Annotated in this window: 19 protein-coding genes; 6 read left to right on the top strand and 13 right to left on the bottom strand. The window is 52.4% G+C overall.

The window, feature by feature from the left end:
• The 5 genes from HCH_RS13245 to HCH_RS32335 form a co-directional block, all read right to left on the bottom strand.
• Positions 1–531 carry a GNAT family N-acetyltransferase gene (locus HCH_RS13245; protein WP_011396779.1) on the bottom strand — a complete coding sequence of 177 codons (531 nt, stop codon included), beginning with the start codon at positions 529–531 and terminating at the stop codon, positions 1–3.
• A 214-nt stretch (positions 532–745) separates the two neighbouring features.
• Positions 746–1,351: a YdeI/OmpD-associated family protein gene (locus HCH_RS13240; protein WP_011396778.1), complete on the bottom strand. Its 606-nt coding sequence runs from the start codon at positions 1,349–1,351 to the stop codon at positions 746–748.
• A gap of 255 nt (positions 1,352–1,606) precedes the next feature.
• Positions 1,607–2,251 (bottom strand): hypothetical protein, encoded by a 645-nt coding sequence (locus tag HCH_RS13235; RefSeq protein ID WP_011396777.1) that lies wholly within the window; start codon positions 2,249–2,251, stop codon positions 1,607–1,609.
• Positions 2,252–2,290: 39 nt separating this feature from the next.
• On the bottom strand, positions 2,291–2,818 hold the full coding sequence (locus HCH_RS13230) for a DUF1772 domain-containing protein (RefSeq protein WP_011396776.1): 528 nt from the start codon (positions 2,816–2,818) through the stop codon (positions 2,291–2,293).
• Positions 2,819–2,954: 136 nt separating this feature from the next.
• Positions 2,955–3,437, bottom strand: coding sequence for a DUF6714 family protein (locus tag HCH_RS32335; RefSeq protein ID WP_049780943.1), 483 nt, complete (start codon positions 3,435–3,437; stop codon positions 2,955–2,957).
• Between the two features lie 623 nt (positions 3,438–4,060).
• On the opposite strand from HCH_RS32335, the gene HCH_RS13220 reads away from it, so the two are divergent.
• Both HCH_RS13220 and HCH_RS13215 read left to right on the top strand, forming a co-directional pair.
• Positions 4,061–4,588, top strand: coding sequence for a DUF2867 domain-containing protein (locus HCH_RS13220; RefSeq protein ID WP_011396772.1), 528 nt, complete (start codon positions 4,061–4,063; stop codon positions 4,586–4,588).
• 2 nt (positions 4,589–4,590) lie between these two features.
• Positions 4,591–5,166, top strand: a complete 576-nt coding sequence (locus tag HCH_RS13215; protein ID WP_011396771.1) for a TetR/AcrR family transcriptional regulator — start codon at positions 4,591–4,593, stop codon at positions 5,164–5,166.
• Positions 5,167–5,170: 4 nt separating this feature from the next.
• Here the strand turns inward: HCH_RS13215 and HCH_RS13210 are convergent, their stop codons facing one another.
• On the bottom strand, positions 5,171–5,944 hold the full coding sequence (locus HCH_RS13210) for an AraC family transcriptional regulator (protein ID WP_011396770.1): 774 nt from the start codon (positions 5,942–5,944) through the stop codon (positions 5,171–5,173).
• Positions 5,945–6,039: 95 nt separating this feature from the next.
• On the opposite strand from HCH_RS13210, the gene HCH_RS13205 reads away from it, so the two are divergent.
• Positions 6,040–7,197 (top strand): multidrug effflux MFS transporter, encoded by a 1,158-nt coding sequence (locus HCH_RS13205; RefSeq protein WP_011396769.1) that lies wholly within the window; start codon positions 6,040–6,042, stop codon positions 7,195–7,197.
• Positions 7,198–7,262: 65 nt separating this feature from the next.
• On the opposite strand, the gene HCH_RS13200 is transcribed toward HCH_RS13205, so the two are convergent.
• Both HCH_RS13200 and HCH_RS13195 read right to left on the bottom strand, forming a co-directional pair.
• A complete protein-coding gene (locus HCH_RS13200; protein WP_011396768.1) occupies positions 7,263–7,505 on the bottom strand; it encodes a hypothetical protein in 243 nt (80 codons plus the stop codon).
• A gap of 36 nt (positions 7,506–7,541) precedes the next feature.
• A complete protein-coding gene (locus HCH_RS13195) occupies positions 7,542–8,309 on the bottom strand; it encodes a substrate-binding periplasmic protein (RefSeq protein WP_011396767.1) in 768 nt (255 codons plus the stop codon).
• Positions 8,310–8,763: 454 nt separating this feature from the next.
• On the opposite strand from HCH_RS13195, the gene HCH_RS13190 reads away from it, so the two are divergent.
• Both HCH_RS13190 and HCH_RS13185 read left to right on the top strand, forming a co-directional pair.
• Positions 8,764–9,828 carry a substrate-binding domain-containing protein gene (locus tag HCH_RS13190; RefSeq protein WP_011396766.1) on the top strand — a complete coding sequence of 355 codons (1,065 nt, stop codon included), beginning with the start codon at positions 8,764–8,766 and terminating at the stop codon, positions 9,826–9,828.
• Between the two features lie 46 nt (positions 9,829–9,874).
• A complete protein-coding gene (locus HCH_RS13185; RefSeq protein ID WP_011396765.1) occupies positions 9,875–10,774 on the top strand; it encodes a phytanoyl-CoA dioxygenase family protein in 900 nt (299 codons plus the stop codon).
• On the opposite strand, the gene HCH_RS33125 is transcribed toward HCH_RS13185, so the two are convergent.
• Complete coding sequence (locus HCH_RS33125; protein WP_083769766.1) at positions 10,698–11,054, bottom strand: hypothetical protein; 357 nt, start codon at positions 11,052–11,054, stop codon at positions 10,698–10,700. The genes HCH_RS13185 and HCH_RS33125 overlap by 77 nt on opposite strands.
• Before the next feature lie 281 nt (positions 11,055–11,335).
• Between HCH_RS33125 and HCH_RS13175 the strand changes: the two genes are divergently transcribed.
• Entirely contained in the window at positions 11,336–12,835 is a 1,500-nt protein-coding gene (locus HCH_RS13175) for a M12 family metallo-peptidase (RefSeq protein WP_041598635.1), read from the top strand.
• 296 nt (positions 12,836–13,131) lie between these two features.
• Here the strand turns inward: HCH_RS13175 and HCH_RS13170 are convergent, their stop codons facing one another.
• The 4 genes from HCH_RS13170 to HCH_RS13155 all read right to left on the bottom strand — a co-directional run bounded on the left by HCH_RS13170 (position 13,132) and on the right by HCH_RS13155 (position 16,638).
• On the bottom strand, positions 13,132–14,328 hold the full coding sequence (locus tag HCH_RS13170; RefSeq protein ID WP_011396762.1) for a hypothetical protein: 1,197 nt from the start codon (positions 14,326–14,328) through the stop codon (positions 13,132–13,134).
• Between the two features lie 104 nt (positions 14,329–14,432).
• Positions 14,433–15,053: a hypothetical protein gene (locus HCH_RS13165; protein ID WP_011396761.1), complete on the bottom strand. Its 621-nt coding sequence runs from the start codon at positions 15,051–15,053 to the stop codon at positions 14,433–14,435.
• Between the two features lie 374 nt (positions 15,054–15,427).
• Positions 15,428–15,802: a hypothetical protein gene (locus HCH_RS13160; protein ID WP_011396760.1), complete on the bottom strand. Its 375-nt coding sequence runs from the start codon at positions 15,800–15,802 to the stop codon at positions 15,428–15,430.
• Positions 15,803–15,945: 143 nt separating this feature from the next.
• Entirely contained in the window at positions 15,946–16,638 is a 693-nt protein-coding gene (locus tag HCH_RS13155; RefSeq protein ID WP_011396759.1) for a Yip1 family protein, read from the bottom strand.
• Positions 16,639–16,783 lie beyond the last annotated feature (145 nt).

The raw sequence follows: 16,783 nt of genomic DNA, 5'->3' as shown, positions 1-16,783 counted from the left end.
TCATCCCCAGCGGCGCAAGAACTCGGTTTTTGTCAGTTCAAAGTATTTGCAGGCCACGCCCTCAAACTCGCTGTCGCGAAGATATTTGAACCCCAGTTTCTCCATCACCTTGATGGAAGCCTGATTATCGATATGGGCGATGGCCGTCAGCACGTCCAATTCGGGGTCTTCAAAGGCGTATTGAGCAAGCCTGATCGCCGCTTCGGTCGCGTAGCCTTTGCCCCAGGCTCTGCGCACCAGACGCCAGCCCATTTCCAGCTCGGGACCCACTGCGTCCATAGGTATATAGGAAACCCAGCCCAGCAGTTCATCCGGATTATCTTTTGCGAAGATGGACCAATAGCCGCGGCGTTCGCCGAAGTCGCCATTGATGCGCGAGAGAAGGAAATTAACGTGCGCTTCCGAGCCGTCATAAACGCCTGGGATGTAACGGGTGACTTCCGGGTCTTTATCCATGGCGATACAGGCCTCAACATCCTGCAGGCCTCTGGGTCTGAGAATCAGCCTTTCTGTTTCAAATATCTGCGCCATGAATCTTTACTCCTTTCATTCTTCAACAAACTATAGATGTCCGCTTAATAATACAGACTTTTGTGCTTTACTCTATTGAATTGTAGGGAGATTTTTCGTGTTTCAGCATTGGCCGCCGCACTACTTAGTTAGTCAGGCAGACAAATAGCCTCCTTCTATTTGTCTGCAACGACAGGGCCTGTCTCCGCAGCGACCAATTTAAAGTGTTCTCGACTTAGCGGTCATTAAGTCCTTTGCCGTCCATAATCTGCTGCATATGCCTGGCCACTCGCGAAGCGCGGGTTTTGGATTGTTTGGGCGCCGAGAAATGCAGGAGATAACCTCGCTGCCGCCCTGGCGTCAGTGCGTTGAAGGCGTCTTTAAAGGCGGGGATTTCATCCAGTTTTTCCTGCAGCTCTTCTGGAATGGCGTAGTCTTCTGTGGTCTTGAAATCCACTTTCAGGCCAGCGTCTTCGACTTCCACCGCCTCTTTAATATAGGCCTTGATGACGGCTTCCTTATCTGCGATATCCTGTACTGTGGTAAACGGAATTCGACGCGCGCTTTGCGTGTTTTCGCCCGGCTTTTCTAAGATGGACTCAGGATCTTTCAACAAAGCGCCTTTAGGAAACAGCAAAGCGCAAAAGTCATTGAACCCCTGCAAGATAACAATGTTGTTTTGCTGAGAGGTATAACAGGGTTTGCCCCATTTCAGCTCTTCCACCAGCTCGCAGTCGAGGGCCATGCGCCGCAGCAAAGCCAACTCCTCACTCCAGCGCCCGGCTCTGTCCAGAAAACTATCGACCTTGGGATTACCGCTTTGTTTAACGTTAAGACTCATGGAAACTCCTTGTTAGCTTCGAGAGAGAAACCGCACGCTGACCGCACCTCACCAGGGAGGCCGTCTTACTTCCTTCAGTCAACGCGCTATTGATACACAGACCCGACCGTTATTTTTCGTAGACTATTAATCAGGCAGCCAAATAGCTTCCTTCTATTTGGCTGCAACGCCAGGGCCTGCACATGTCAGGCCCTGTCTCCCGCGGCTAGCCGCCGCGCAGGCGCATCCATGCGCCTGACTATTAACATGCCAATATCATTGCCATGTTAATAATACATCCGCCGCCTCGGGATAACCCCTTTCACGCCCCCAAACATCCACCTTGGCGGCAAAGCTGTTCAGAACACGCTTCGCCTCTTCCAGCCCGTCGCTGAGAGACTGGCGGGAAATCTTGTAGCTCAGGGGCGCGGGCAATTCGAAGGGCTCCATGTCCTCTACGCACTGAATCTCCACCTCGACAGAATCTGAAACCGCCTGGGGACAGGGATGCCCTTCCAGGCAAAAGGGTTCCGAAAACGCTTCGGGTCTAGTCAGCGCCTCCCATGAGGCGATATCGGCAAGCATGCCGCAGCACTGAGGGATCAATATCGGCGTAGCGCCTTCGACCAAAACCAGCCCGCCGAATAGCCCACAGGATTCCTGCAACGGAGTATCTCCGAGGTGCAGATCAATCGCCAAAGCGACATCCGTCTGCGTCAGATCCGCAACGGGAAACCTTCGCGAACCAAGGGGAAAAGAGCGTAAATCGCTAAAGCCCATTCGCCGATTGAGCCGTCTTAAATAAGCATCCCAAGCTTCCGGCTCCGCCTGCCAGGAACCAGTCGGCGCAGGCCCCTCCGCCTCTTTGACTTCCGCTGGATACAGTATTTCGATAACCGGAATGAGGGTGATTTCAGTCATGGCGCCTTTCTACTCAGTTAACCCTTTGAAACGACATATTTAAGACAGCTTCGCCGCGCCACCTTGCTTAAAGGTTCTCATCACCAGTGCGGAGATACAGAATAGGAACGGCAGAAAAGAGGTCGCCACACGTATAGCGTTGGCGTCATTCCAACTGTTTCGGGTGGCCACCCAATCATCGGGTAAATTAGTTGGAACCCAGGATTCGGTGTAATAGTTCAAAGGCAGATTCACTTGCCTGGTAAATATGATGACGCCCCCAATATATATAACCGCCGCCAGCACAATAAGCCAGAACGACAGTGTTTTGCGTTGTCGCAGATTCGCCAGTATTGCAATGATTGAAAACAGACCACCGCCAAAAAAGAAAGCGAAAAACATAGGGTGCCGGACATTCTGATTAAACAGAGACTGCACCCGCGCATAAGTCTCGCCATCCACCTGCATCATCGCCAGATTCACATTGAAAGTATAAGTCCAGAAGAACCCCGCCATCACGCCAAACACCAGCGTAGCCAGACCCAGCGTTCCGTTTTCAAGGAGGGTGAAGGGATGTTTATTTTGCATATTAAGCGCTCAATTAAGCTAGCATGGTCAACTCTGTTCAGCGCCTAAGGTAGCGACAATTAACTGATCACGTCAAAGGCGCGGATAGGACAAGGACGTTACATGGTCACTTTACCTGACCAGTATTCCAAAGCTGCTATCCCCAGTACCGTTTCGCCCCAGCCATCTCCTGTTCATCCAAAGGATAAATCTCAAAATCATGCAGATACATGATGGCTTCGAAGATGGCTTTTCGCTGCGCACCATCGAATACCTCAAAGCCGTCTCGCCTATATTCCGCCGGCTCAACCAAACAAGAAATCATGCTTTGAAAAATATCACCATTCAGCGTTCGACGAACAGCAAGGCTGAGATAGGCAGGGATATGGAACCTGAAACCTTTCGCGTCAAAAAAATGTATGCCGCCGATCCAACATAACTCTTGAATAACCGTAGAGCCCAGAAGCTTACGCCAATCATTTACTTCATCCTGGTCTCTCGCTTTTGAACTCTTAGGAACGGCTCTGTAATGATCAATCTCTACGGTTTCATGCAGACTAATCCCGTCCTCAAGCGTTACATTCGAAAAGGCTGAGTTGATTCGTCTGAGCGCATTCTTTTTTCTTAATCTTTTTGACATCAATAAATAGTTCCTGGATATCTCCGGCAGGATAAAAACCCCGCCTCACTCATGCGAAAGACCATGCTAAGTCAGGTTTTCGAAAAACATATTCCTTACGCTTCAAATCCACAGTACAAGATTCAAATTTCGAACACCAATAGCGGGTATTTTGGCGCCAGCAAGTGCGGATGATATTGGAATCGTCCAAGTGTTGCATCCATGACCATTACAGACTCTCTTTCACTTCGTTCGAGAGCCGACCGACAGGCGCAGATTGCGTGGAGGCGGCCAGCATAATCAGCAGGGGGAAGACGACGTTGCGAAGTCACTTTGCCTGACTTCCATTTCTACTCCGTTCGCCCTGAGCCTGTCGAAGGGCTTTCCAGAGCTATTGAAAGGAGCATAGTTTCCCCATCAACACTATCTTAAGGGGCTAGCGTCTTTGAGTTAACTCTCTGGGAGGCCCTTCGACAGGCTCAGGGCAAACGGTGGATAGGGTCAAGGTCAGAGGTCAGAGGTCAGAGGTCAGAGGTCAGAGGTCAGGTTATCCAACCGCGCAATCTCCTCTTTACGCCACTGGGTTTTCGCAATATCATCCATACCATACCTTACGGTATGTTTTAAAAATTCAGGAGGACGCTATGTCAGGTTTTAAGCTTTTTCGCGTTTCCGCTGTATCCATTCCCGCCAATGACTATCTCGGTCAGCGCGCCGCTCGTCCCTACTTTCGCGACGCGCTTGCTGCGCCGGTCTCGAACAAGTCGTTCACCCCCGGACAGTTGCAGAATGCCATTTTCACGGTCATGCCTTTATGGGTGCAGGCGTTGATGGCGTTGCGCAACAGAATTGTCGGCGTTCTGGGATTTGAAGTTGGGCGGACATTCACGGATGATCGCAGCGCCTTCCCTCCTCGCGACCTCCAGGTTGGAGACGCCGTGGCGTTCATGCACGTTATCCATGCTGACGCCAACGAAGTCGTAAGCTTTACAGAAGACAAACATATGCAGTTTTATCTGTCCGTCTCTAAGCAGGACGAGCAGGTGGTGGTGTCCACCATGGTGAACTTGAAAACGCTGACGGGGCGCCTGTATATGGCGATGATCAAGCCCTTTCACTGGCTGATCGCCCGGGTTGTCATTCATAACGCTGTAAAAGATGGACGCATCTAATCATGGTCAACAAGAAAGTCAGAGCCCCGCTTCCCGCAAAATCCAAGCAGTTATCGAAAACGGATTGGTTGGAGTTTGCGCTTAAACAACTGGTGAACAAAGGCCCGGACAGCCTGAAGATCATGCCTTTGTGCGAGGCGTTAAAAGTCACCAAAGGCTCTTTTTATCACCACTTCCAAAGTCGGCAGGATTTTAACGACGCGCTGATGAGTCACTGGTACGAGCGCATGACCATGGAGTTCATCAAGCAGGCGGACGCCGCCGGCGCGCCTCTGGAGCGGCTGAAAAAACTCGATCAGGTCATCGCCGCTCATAATATCGAAGCGGAAATGCATATCCGCGCCTGGGCGTTGAAAGACGTCCAGATCGCTGAACACTTGGAGAAGATCGACAACCAACGGCAGCAATATCTAAAACAGTGCTACCTGGATCTGGGCGCTGAAGACAGCCTCGCCGGGGAACTCGCTCAAATCGCCTACGGCCTGTTCCTCGGGCTGCAACAAATTCACCCCAAACCAGATATTGAAACCGCGTTACGCCTGGCGGCGATGGTTAGCGGGAAGTTTGTGTCCTATTAGTTCTCTACCCCCGCCGCACATACTGATATGGCGTCTGCCCGGTGTGTTGGCGAAAGAAGCTGATGAAGGCGCTGTCGCTGGAAAATTCCAGGGCGTAGGCGACGTCGTTGACGCTCAGGCCTTCCGACAGTTTTTCGATGGCTTTGAGCAGTCGCCACTGCTGACGCCAGGATTGGTAAGACATGCCCGTCTCTTTGTTGAAAAGTCGGGTGATGGTTTTACTACTGGCGCCGACGCGGTGGGCGAGCTGGTTCAGCGGTTCGGGCAATACATCCGGCTCATTCAGGGTGGCGAGCCAGCCGGACAGTCGTTTGTCTCGCGGCAATGGCAGTTGCAGCGCCTCGGTTTTCGCTTGGGCGAGCTCTTCGCAAAGCAGCGCCCGCGTGTTGCGTTGCTTCTCCTCCGCTATGTCCCAAGGCCAAAAGGCCATACGCTCTATCAGCTCGCGCATGAGTCCGCTGACACAAAAGATACTGATGCGACCAGGCAAAGGTCCATTAAGCGACAAGTCGAAATACAACGAACGATAGGCGACCACATTGGTCATTCTCACGCAGTGCGCCGTATTGGCGGGAATCCAGGCGGCGCGGGTCGGCGGCAGCACGCAGTGCATGTTATCAAGCGTGATGTTCATACAGCCTTTAGGCGCATACAACAGCTGCGCTTTTTTATGGCGATGCATACCCGAATCATGGCGACCGACTTCCGCCGCCACACCGATGACGGCGTTATACAGCTGGTCTGCGTCGAACCTGGCTTCTCCGTCTATTAGCGCCATCTGTCTCTATCTTGTGGTTTTATGATCCGGTTATGTTATTGGACCACAACTTCCGCTCCTAAAATAGCCGCCTTTATGCGCTCATTGGAGGAAGTATGGCATCGCACAAACCTGCGACAGGACTGTTGTTCACCTTGTTGATGTTCCCGCAGATTGCAGAAACTATTTATAGCCCGGCGCTGACGGATATCGCTCACCACTTCGCCACGCCTGAACGCGCCGCAGCGCAGACGCTTTCCATTTACTTTATCGCCTTCGCAATGGGAGTGGGATTTTGGGGCGGCATGGCTGATCGTATCGGCCGTCGCCCCGCTATGCTGTGGGGACTGGCTCTGTATAGTCTCAGCGCGGGAGCAGCGTTAATCGTGGATCAGTTCGAAACGCTGCTGTTCGTGCGCGCCTTGAGCGCGTTTGGCGCGGCGGTTGGATCGGTGGTGACGCAGACTATGTTGCGCGACGCCTACAGTGGAACCGACTTGGCGAAGATGTTCGCCGTCATGGGACTGGGTATGGCGATCAGCCCTGTGCTGGGATTTTTCGCTGGCGGGTTATTAACGGCGTTCGGCGGCTATCTGAGCGTGTTCGCAGGGCTATTCGTCATGTCGGCTGCGCTGCTCGGACTCAGCGCCAGGCAGTTGCCTGAGACCCGACCATTAACGTTGAACGCAGCGGCATTCAAAACCCTGGCGTCGCAGTTGGCGCGGGATGGATACGTCCTGCGCCATATGGCCTTGGTGGCGCTGTTCAACCTCATGCTGTTTTCGTACTACTCCCTGGCTCCGTTTATATTCGAGTCATTGGGATATAGCTCTGTCGAATTCGGCTACAGCGGCGTCATCCTGGCCATAGGTTCGCTGGCGGGCAGTCTGCTGAATCAGGCGGGATTAAGGCGCGGCATGACCCCGCCGCAACTTATCCGCACCGGCACAGGTATGGCGATACTGGGCGGCTTCGGCGTTATGCTCACTCAAAAGACCCTTTGGTTTCTGGCGCCGATGTCGTTGACGCTGATGAGCTACAGCATCGCTATCCCCAACATTCTCAGTCAGGCGCTGGCGCGTTATAGAGCGAACGCCGGCGCGGCGGGGGCGCTGTTTGGATTGGCTTACTATCTGTTACTGGGTATCGGTTTGGTCGTGTCGGGATGGTTGCAAAACCTTGGAGCCACGCTACTGAGCGCCGCTACAGGGTGCCTGCTGCTATGCGCATGGGCGGCGACGCTCCAAACCGATCTGGCGGAAAACAGCGCCTGATGTTTCAAACCGCCATGACGGGCCGACACAAGGGGAGAACGCGGAAGTCGAGACTATTCCTGGGATTACCAAGAGTAGTCATACTGGAGAAATTCGCCGGTATCCGGGTCGACGTATCGGAGGAAGCTGATATTGCGGTCCGCCATTCTCTCGCTTTTCAAGCCGAGTCCTTCAGCGCTGGTTTTGAACTCCTCCACCAGATACGCTTGCTCGCCTCGCGAGACATTCCAGACGCGGTTGCCCTCTCTGATTTCATTATCGAGCAATTGGTTCAGCCTGGCGGATCTGAATCTAAAGGCGCTATGCATTATGCTTCCTGTGTTCTACTTTGTTGGGGGTTTGGGCTACTGAATATCCGGCGGCACCGTCAGATCGTACTTGGCGACAATGGCGTCAAACTCACCGCTTTCCTTGAGCCTCAGCAGTTCCTTATCAAAACGATCGCGCAATGCCGTCAAACCACGGGCCTTGGAAAAGGCGATAAAACTGGGCAAGCGCTCCACTTCCAGGGGAAGTCTGGAGATATGTTTGTTGAAGCCGGTCTTTTTCAGCTTCCAGTCCGCGACGTAAATATTGCTGATCAGGACATCAATCCGCCCCAGCATCAGTTTCTTGAAATTCTGCTCAATATCTTCGACGCGCTGCACTCTCAATTGATTACGCATCTGATCAAACACGGCGCCGTAGCTGATCGTGGAAACCACGCCGAATTGCTTGTCCTGTAGCGCGAGCAAATCGCCATTGAAATTGATAGGGGATTCTTTCGTAGCGTATAGCGCAATAACCTGGGGAATCAGCACAACGTTGGAGTAGTCCAGAAACAGCTCCCGCTCCGGGGTTTTGTAGGCGGTGAATATGGCGTCCGCATCCCCTTTGCGCACCCGGTCCAAAGAGCGACTCCAGGGATGCACGTCTATACTGACCTGCAAGCCTAACGCCGCCATAATACGATGCACCACCTCCACCGCAACGCCAGTGGGCTTCCCGTCCTCCCCGGTAAACTCCAGCGGGGGAAACTCCAACGTGACAAAACGATACTCCCTCTCTTCAGCCCAGGCGCTTTGACAAGCCGTCACCCAGACAAACAGAAACAACAGTATCGTTTTAAACATGCAACCGACTTTCTCATGAGTTTTATTCGTTGATTAAGAGTAGCTTAGGGCGATAGCGCACTCAACCGGTGAAGGATCATAACGCGCCGGAACATGGCCCATGCCGAACAAGTCCGCGACTGATTGTTTAATTTCTCAATCTATTAACATGCGAATATCATCGCCATATTAATAATAAAACCGGATCGATACTGATGAAGTCAGAAGGTGAAACCTGTCTCCTTACAACCTGCCGGTTGCAACGTGGCGGCACTCGCTCGTGAGCGCCTCGAAGGCTACGACGCCACTCAACCTGATGGAACGCCCCCTTCTCAGGAGCCGAACATGTGGGTTGCGGGCCGTTGCGCTCTATTTCATTCCAGTCCTTCGCAATTCCTCTGCTATATAATTAATCAAGAAGACGTTTATCTTGGGTGAACCTATACTTTGCAGTGAATCCGCAAACACGACATCCATGCGCAACTTACTACCAGTTATTGTCTTTCTGCTGACGGCTTGCTGCGTTCAGGCGGAGAGCCACGCCTCTGACTCCACGGCAGTGGCGTGGCGCGGCCCCGTATCCGGACCTGCTGCGCAGCGCAACAAAAACATTGTGTTCGTGTCTCAGGATTCCAATAACGGTGGTATATCCAGTCTATATCGGCATTTTCAGCTTGCAGCGCAGCAGCTGGGTTGGAAGTTGGAATATATCGACAGCAGAAACAATTTGGAGAGCGCCAAGTCCGCCGTATTGCAGGCGGGTCGCGCCAAGGCGGACGCCATTGTGCTGGGTGGAGTCTCTCTCTCCAGCCTTCGGGACGAAGCGCGTCGCGTCAAGCGTCAGGGCATCATACTGTTGGGCTGGCATGCGGCGGCGGAACCAGGACCGACCGAAGATCTGTTCAACAATATCGCCACCCCGTCCTTCGCTGTCGCGCAAATGGCGGCGCAATACGTGGTGCAAAACAGCGAGGGCAAAGTGGGCGTGGTGATATTCAACGACGCCCGCTTTGAGGTGGCCAACGCAAAAACCGAAAGCATGCGCAAAATCATCTCGCAATGCGATCGCTGCCGCGTGTTATCCATTGAGAACATCAGCCTCGGACAAACCGTGACGGAAATCCCCAAAGCCGTGGACAGACTGGTGGCGGAATTCGGCGCCGCCTGGACCCACAGTCTGGCGATCAATGACCTTTATTTCGACTCCATCAACTTCCCGCTGCGCAAACACAATCGCACCGACATTCGTAATATTTCCGCTGGAGACGGCTCCTTTCAGGCGCTCAACCGCATTCGTAGCGGTTTGTCCACACAGGTGGCGACCGTAGCGGAGCCCGCCGGCGTGCAAGGCTGGCAACTGGCCGATGAATTGAACCGCGCTTTCGCCGGAGCGCCTCCCAGCGGCTATGTCACTGAACCGCTGCTGATCACCTATGAGAGCGTACATAAGACTGATATCTATAACCTCGGCGGCGACATTCCCTATCGGCAGTGGTATGAGAAAATCTGGTTCGGCGCGCCGATTCCATCCACACAGTAAAGAGTTGGCTAATTTTCCATATCCGTTCTGACAGGGAGACACAACGATGATGGACGCACGCACCCAGCTGGACCGCGATGGTTATAGCCATATCCCCTCATTTTTATCCTCCGATTTAATCCACCGTTATAACGCAAGACTGACCCAAGTAATGCAAGACTGTGCGCAGGCCCCTGTACAGCATGTGGCGTTCTGCGGCGCTCAGGCCTTGTTTCGCGTTAATGAACTTCTGCGCTATTTCGGCGCTCACACGCTGTACATTCTGGGGATGCCTGCGCTGCAACGCCTGACGCAGTTCCTGTGCGAAGGCGAAGCCATCTGTATGTATGAATCGCTGCTGGTGCGCTCCGCCGCCAACGCCAGCCGGGTGGAGTGGCATCGAGATATGAATCACCAGCAAAATGGCCGAATTTTTACTTTAGGTCTCTATCTGGATGCAGCCGTGTCCCAGGAAGACGCTTTGCAGGTGCTGCCGGAACATCATTTATCCGGCGTTCCCATCAGCAACTTAACGCCATTATTAGCCGGCGAAAAGATTACGCCGACAAAGCTTCCCGTCAGTGCGGGAGACTTATTGATTCACGATGTCAGGCTGCCCCACGCATCCGCGCCGATTACCAGCGGGCGTATACGCAAAACGCTGTACTTTGAGTTTCGCCCCCTGCGTTTGCTGCGAAACGCCAACCCGGAATGGCTTGCGGAGCGTCAACGTCTGAATGATATCGCCCAGGCCGTCTACGCACGCCTGGAAGACAAGAGGAAAACCGAGTGGACGCTAACCCAGTCGGAAGCAGATTGGGTGGAAGACCTCTATCAACAGAGACAAATACTGGAGGGAGCGGAATATGCGTCCGATTCAGATGCTCAGGTCAGCTTTCGAAAGCCACCAGTGAAGAAAGAAGGAAGACAATCCCCCCCAGAATCAACAACTCCGCCAAGCCAATGATCACGCCGTACAGAATGCGTAACGAGCCAGGCAGTTTGCTGACGAATTTCCTATCGTAAATCCAATGACTCGTTTCGATAGCGCCAAGCAGAGGCAATCCCATCAGCGCAGCGCCGATCCAGAACGTCATAGAAGGATATTCGACAGGGCCCTTCGCCAACCAGAGACCCAGGCCGGTCAGGAAGCTCAACACGAAGCATACGACGAGGGTGAAGATGCTGATTCCCCGTTTTCCATAAGGGGTATCGCCTTTCAGGCTCCAGGAGTCCTCTTTGTTCATTTTTCTAATTTTCCATAATGCGGATTCAGTGTAGCAGGCCATATCATAGGAGCTAACGTGCTGGTTGAGAACTCAAAGATAACAAATTATCTTATTTTTCATTTAATGTTCATAAAAATCAGCACTTTGCATCGCCCTTTCCCCCTAAGCCTAATACGCTCTTCGTCGTAAGTACTTGTGAGGACTTAAACGTTTTAGTTCCATTGCGTATATTGCCCGCCCTTCTTAAATACAACTATTACTTGTGTACTTTTAATTCCATGATTCTATTAAGAAAAACTTTGGCTATCGCAGTCGGCGCCTGTCTGTCGCAATTCACTCTGGCGGCTCACGCCCACACCGTGGACGTTATGGTGGTCTACAGCGCTCAAGCGCAAGGCCAGTACGCCGGGAACAACGAAGAAATCCAGCAAAAAATCGCTGAATATATAGCTTTCACCAACCAGGCTTTCGTTAACAGCAAGGTGGATATTCAGCTGAATCTGGCCCATAGCGAGGCAATCCCCGATTCGCTCCTCAGCGTGGACAATCAAGGCATCACCGACTCTCTGGAGTCCTTGCAGCAAAACCGTTACGTTCGTGAACTGCGCGGCCGCTATCAGGCCGACCTGGTAATGATGCTGTACGATCAAAATGATCCTGCGTCAGACACCTGTGGCGTTACCGCTCCAGGCGTACTTTTGGCCAATAAAGGCGTCTTCTCCGTAAGCAATATCGATAGTGCTTACGGGCTGGTTGATGTGAACCCAAGTTGCGCTATTGATATTCTTGGAGACAACATCACCCCTTATCATTTTGCGCACGAATTGGGTCACCTGTTTGGATTGGGGCACGGCTTGCCCACAGAGCAAAAGGAGTTCGTTCAAAATCAGCCGATGCTGGACGAGTTATTCAAAATGCTGGATAGCGTAGGTTTCTATAACAGTCGTCCAGCATTGCCATTCTCCACGGTTTCCACCATTGAGGAAGCTATCGAAGCCCAGGTATACCCCTTACAGTATGCTTTTGCTTTCGGTTATGGCGGCGCGACCAGTAGCGAGGTTTCCACCATCATGGCCTACCCTCACGATCATGGTTACGCGTCCTGGGTTCCCTATTTCTCCACGCCAGACGTGAAGGTCTGCCAGAATGGCGACACGACTTGCCAGGAATCCGAGAAAGTGGCGATCGGCGGCGATCTTGGCGCCGGCCTGCAAGCCAACAACGCCCTCGCGTTAAATCTGGCGGCGGAACAAGTCGCCAACTTCTGTCGTAACGATCAGCAACTCGCCAACGCCAAGGGAACCCCCATGCAGTTCGCCGTGGGCGCTCCGACTGCGGACTGGCACATGGATAGCCTTGAAATTGACTTCTCAAATAATAAGCCAGGGGTGGTCTATCCCTGGATTGAAGGAGAAGATGTACTCTCCGTTGTCGAAGTGGATATTGGCGGCGAACTGACCAACGTGCTGCAAGTGGAAAACGTCGCCAACCTTCCTACAGCCGGGGTTAACCTGACCTGCGACCTGAAGCCGGGCGACGTTTATCGCCTGCAGGCGAAAGTCAAAGGCCTGGAGGATGGCGCAGCGACGCTTTGGCTCTACTATGAGACCCTGAGCGGAGCCAAAGAATGGTTTGAAGTAAGTCGTCAATCGGTGACCGCCAGCGACTGGACCACATTAGAAGCCGCAGTACAAATGCCGGACGACCTGACCCACGTACAAGCCGTGATTTACGGCGTGGATCAAGCCAAGGGCTTTATGTTGCAGTCACTGGAAGTGGCTGAGGATCGGGCTATGTAATTCCTCACGCCCATTGGGTGTCGTCTCTACTAATATGGCAATGATATTGGCATGTTAATAACCAGGCGCAGGGATGCGCCTGCGCGGCGGCCAGCCGTGGGAGACAGGGCCTGACATGCGCAGGCCCTGGCGTTGCAGACAAATAGCAGGACGCTATTTGTCCGCCTGATTAATAAGGTACATGCGAGAAGTGGTGTAATAAGCAGCCTGACTGGGTGTTTCAGTAGGGTCAGACTGCCGGATTGCTAAAGATCGGAGGGGGAGTAAAGCAATGCTGAAGAGGAGCGCCAAACAGATTAATGACGCCTTAGACCGCTCCCCATCTGAAATGCCGTGCCTACACCCAGGAATAAAAACAGGATATCCAAAAGACCAAAATCTTCTCGCATGAGCTGAAAGGTCGAGTATCCCTCGATTTCCTGACTGAATGTGACTTTCACCCACTGCTCAAAGGAAGGGTTTTCCAGCGCCACTCGGCGTAATTCCGGTTCGAAGTCTCGTTTGAAGTCGTCAATTTCAAACTGAACCACTTCACTGGGCTCGCTCGCCTCAGTGTAACCGTATTCGATCATGAAATTGCGCAGCGAATCATCGTCGGTGACATCGGTTTGATAACTGTTCGCAGCCTGAATGACAGAATCATAGACCGGGCGGAAATCCTGTAGTTCTATCTCCCCCGAATCCGCCAGAATTTCAAACCAACTTTCCTGAAAGCTCTGGATAACCATATACTTACCGCCCATGATGGCGAGAAAGGCCAGGAGCCCACAGGCCACTCCAGTGACGAGGCCTCGTCCACCCAACGCCAGAGCGGCAAACCCGACAGCGCCGCCAATCCCCCAGGCGATCAAGCTGAACTCGTACCCTGTGGTCATGGCGATCGCCTTCCACAGCAAAGCGCCGAGTAAGGCGGCGCCCGCAGCGGCGGCGATAGCCTTGGGGTTGAACGCTTCTACATCGTCCGTCGCATAAGTGACTTCGTCTTCTTTGCCGGGTTTGGCGCCGGAGTTGCGGATATTGCCGCCAGGGCGCGATGTCGTCGCCGGCGTTTGCGCCGCTTCGGAAGAGGCCACCGGTGGGGCGACTTTGTGCATGTATACCCCGCAGCCGGCGCACTGATCCGCTTTGGGTTGCTCCAGATTGCACTTCGGGCAGGTAATACGGTCGTCAGAGGGTTTTACAGCCGCTTCTTCTTTGGCCCGGAGTTCTTCTTCCGTCGGCTCCAAAGATAAAGTGTGCGCTTTCAACGTGGGTTCCGGCATCACCTCCTGCACCGTCGCCGCCACGCCGATACTATCCAGCTTGCTTACGTAAGCGCGCGCCGTTTCCAGGTCCAGCCCTTTCTTTAAAACGAGTTTTTTACTAAGCAGAGCCTGCGCTTTTTCCGGGGTTGTCTTGAATAATTTCGCACAGCTATTCGCCACTTGCTGAGCGTCAAACCCTGCATTAATTTCCCCGCTGCTTACAACGTTATAAGTTGGGGCCCGCCCCATAAGCTACTCCTCGACATTAACAACCGTTAATGAAGGATAGCCTGATAATGACTGAACTCCAAGTTATTAGATTACTTGAAGTTTCGAGGCGCACGACGAGTAACTCAATGGCCTCCGGCGTGTTCCTCAACCAACGGCGTCACACTGGGCTTGAGGTTGGATTCAATATCAGACTGATAACAGCGATGCCTGGGGTCCCATCTCAGGCACAAGCCCACAGCGGACTTACGCATCTGCTGAGCCTGATAGTCATTAATGACGAAGTACAAACTGCTGAGCTTTTGTAGTCGTATTGAGCCAGCAGGTTTGGCGAATATCGCCATCTCATAGGGTCCAGCCTTAAATTCAAATTCAGGACCTTCCGTTTCGGTCAGGAAATGATGCTCAAGGATGACGCCTTCATTAGGCGCCATCAAACCGCCGCTTTCACGCAGACATTGTTTGTTGAGATAAGCCCAAATGCTGAAATTCACTTCTTCGTCGCCCCGGCGCAACCAAAGGGTCAGATAGTCGATCACCACACCGCGCCTGGAGGTACTGAACAGCGCCGTCCGCAAACGCACTTCACTGATGCGTTTGCCCTGAGACGTCGTGTCCTGATCAAGCAGGATATAGCTGGGTTGGGCGAGCTTGACGTCTCCGCGATAGGCGCGGAACGCCCAAAGAGCGATGGAAAATCCAATCAGCGCCGCGCCGAGCGCGGCAAACAGTTCCGGTGACGGCACGATTCCCTCCTTCCTTTACGTCCATGCAAGCAGCAAGGCTGCCTTGATTCAGTTATAGCTCAATTGGTTTATTTTTGCACAGAACAAAAGTCCGTTTCACAGACGAACGTCTCACGGGCTATTAATCAGGCAGACAAATAGCTTCCTTCTATTTTGTCTGCAACGACAGCGCCTGCGCATGTCAGGCCCTGTCTCCCGCGGCTGGCCGCCGCGCAGGCGCATCCATGCGCCTGATTATCAACATGCCAATATCATTGCCATATTAATAATAAGTTGACAGAGCGGGGTGAGTTTTCAATAAACGGGCGGTATGGCGAAAAAAGGGTGAAAGCCAGTCCCACCCTTTTTTCATTCAGATACAGACTGCGTCGCCGTTAACGGCAGGTGATAGTTCTATACAACGGATAACACTGGTTTTTACTGCCAGTGCTTTTAGACACCCACTGCTGTTGATACCAGTCAAAAGTGATGTAGGAACTCTCGTCCTCACCACAGAGGATAGAGCCGCCAACCGAGTTGTTGTAGCCCTCTTCTTTACAGAATTGGGTTCCGTTGGTGGCGTCAATAAAGATGTAATCAGTACGGCCATACTGATTCATGCGCTGCGGATAATAAAAACTTCTCTCCGCCGCCGCCATTTTCGCCACATCCACCTGAGCGGCGTGATCCTCCGCCTTAGCGACATGACTCAGAGACACAGTAGAAACCACGCAGGAAACGGCCAGCGCCAATACTTTTGCTTTTAACATTGCAGAAATCCTTTCATAGCATAACGTAGTGTTTAAACTCCCATGAGGGAGCCGCTTAGTGTGCGGCGGCTACGTTACAATCTGTTGAAAGGACGCAGTCAAGGTCTAATTACCGAATGGCGCTCCGTCAACAGGTTCCTTCCTCAATTAAACTGAGAGCCGATCGGCCCCAAATAGTATCCAACAGCGATCACAGGGATAAAGCCTGCGATGAGAACTATCGTCATATTTCCCATCGCTTTCCATATGCTGTAACCCTGCACCTGCGCTAGCGCCTTAGTAAACGTTATGGCGCCCCATATACCAATAATTCCGTGCGCCACTGAAAATGCTGCACGTATTTTAAGATCCACCAAGTTATAGTCCCTGGCTTCGGCCCCAAGGAACATTTCTCTCCCATACAACATCATTTCGAGCATGATAAGCAACGATCCCCATAGAGCCGGGATACAACTCCAGGCTATTGCCGCACGGATTTCATCCTGAGAGCCGCGCCCTCCAAACCATTTACCAACCCATTGAATAAATGGAGCGCCGATATATAGCCAAATCACACCTAAGACGCAGCCCACTACTATGCATACGCCAAGTAGAGACATGAGCCCCATATATTCGGCCATTTTATAGAGACTGGCTTCTTTTATCCTCATTAGTACCGAGGCCATGCAGGTAAGCCCTATCACAAGGTGAACCGGGTCATCGTCAATAATTTGCTGAATTGTCGCCCTAGGCTGCAGCCACATGGAAAACCAGGGATTTAAATACTTTTTTGGTGGATTTCGGTTTTCCTCAATGAGGGGCGTGTTAGGAGAGGAATAAGGATTTACGTCTTTCATTACCTGGAGCTTTCTGAACAAAATACAAGCAGGCGCAAATAATACACCTTCAAATCAATTTTTCTGTAAAAATCCCTAAAATATCCCGTTATTTTTTGTAAGATCCGCGACTTTTATCTTTTGCCTCGTTAAAATCGCCGCGCTG

The organism is Hahella chejuensis KCTC 2396 (assembly GCF_000012985.1).
GTDB lineage: Bacteria > Pseudomonadota > Gammaproteobacteria > Pseudomonadales > Oleiphilaceae > Hahella > Hahella chejuensis.
This window is presented reverse-complemented; position numbering and strand designations above follow the sequence as displayed.

Excerpts from the sequence above, each read along its gene's own strand:
- HCH_RS13245 (WP_011396779.1), bottom strand. The coding sequence starts at position 531 with ATGGCGCAGATATTTGAAACAGAAAGGCTGATTCTCAGACCCAGAGGC.
- HCH_RS13240 (WP_011396778.1), bottom strand. The coding sequence starts at position 1,351 with ATGAGTCTTAACGTTAAACAAAGCGGTAATCCCAAGGTCGATAGTTTT.
- HCH_RS13235 (WP_011396777.1), bottom strand. The coding sequence starts at position 2,251 with ATGACTGAAATCACCCTCATTCCGGTTATCGAAATACTGTATCCAGCG.
- HCH_RS13230 (WP_011396776.1), bottom strand. The coding sequence starts at position 2,818 with ATGCAAAATAAACATCCCTTCACCCTCCTTGAAAACGGAACGCTGGGT.
- HCH_RS32335 (WP_049780943.1), bottom strand. The coding sequence starts at position 3,437 with ATGTCAAAAAGATTAAGAAAAAAGAATGCGCTCAGACGAATCAACTCA.
- HCH_RS13220 (WP_011396772.1), top strand. The coding sequence starts at position 4,061 with ATGTCAGGTTTTAAGCTTTTTCGCGTTTCCGCTGTATCCATTCCCGCC.
- HCH_RS13215 (WP_011396771.1), top strand. The coding sequence starts at position 4,591 with ATGGTCAACAAGAAAGTCAGAGCCCCGCTTCCCGCAAAATCCAAGCAG.
- HCH_RS13210 (WP_011396770.1), bottom strand. The coding sequence starts at position 5,944 with ATGGCGCTAATAGACGGAGAAGCCAGGTTCGACGCAGACCAGCTGTAT.
- HCH_RS13205 (WP_011396769.1), top strand. The coding sequence starts at position 6,040 with ATGGCATCGCACAAACCTGCGACAGGACTGTTGTTCACCTTGTTGATG.
- HCH_RS13200 (WP_011396768.1), bottom strand. The coding sequence starts at position 7,505 with ATGCATAGCGCCTTTAGATTCAGATCCGCCAGGCTGAACCAATTGCTC.
- HCH_RS13195 (WP_011396767.1), bottom strand. The coding sequence starts at position 8,309 with ATGTTTAAAACGATACTGTTGTTTCTGTTTGTCTGGGTGACGGCTTGT.
- HCH_RS13190 (WP_011396766.1), top strand. The coding sequence starts at position 8,764 with ATGCGCAACTTACTACCAGTTATTGTCTTTCTGCTGACGGCTTGCTGC.
- HCH_RS13185 (WP_011396765.1), top strand. The coding sequence starts at position 9,875 with ATGATGGACGCACGCACCCAGCTGGACCGCGATGGTTATAGCCATATC.
- HCH_RS33125 (WP_083769766.1), bottom strand. The coding sequence starts at position 11,054 with ATGAACAAAGAGGACTCCTGGAGCCTGAAAGGCGATACCCCTTATGGA.
- HCH_RS13170 (WP_011396762.1), bottom strand. The coding sequence starts at position 14,328 with ATGGGGCGGGCCCCAACTTATAACGTTGTAAGCAGCGGGGAAATTAAT.
- HCH_RS13160 (WP_011396760.1), bottom strand. The coding sequence starts at position 15,802 with ATGTTAAAAGCAAAAGTATTGGCGCTGGCCGTTTCCTGCGTGGTTTCT.
- HCH_RS13155 (WP_011396759.1), bottom strand. The coding sequence starts at position 16,638 with ATGAAAGACGTAAATCCTTATTCCTCTCCTAACACGCCCCTCATTGAG.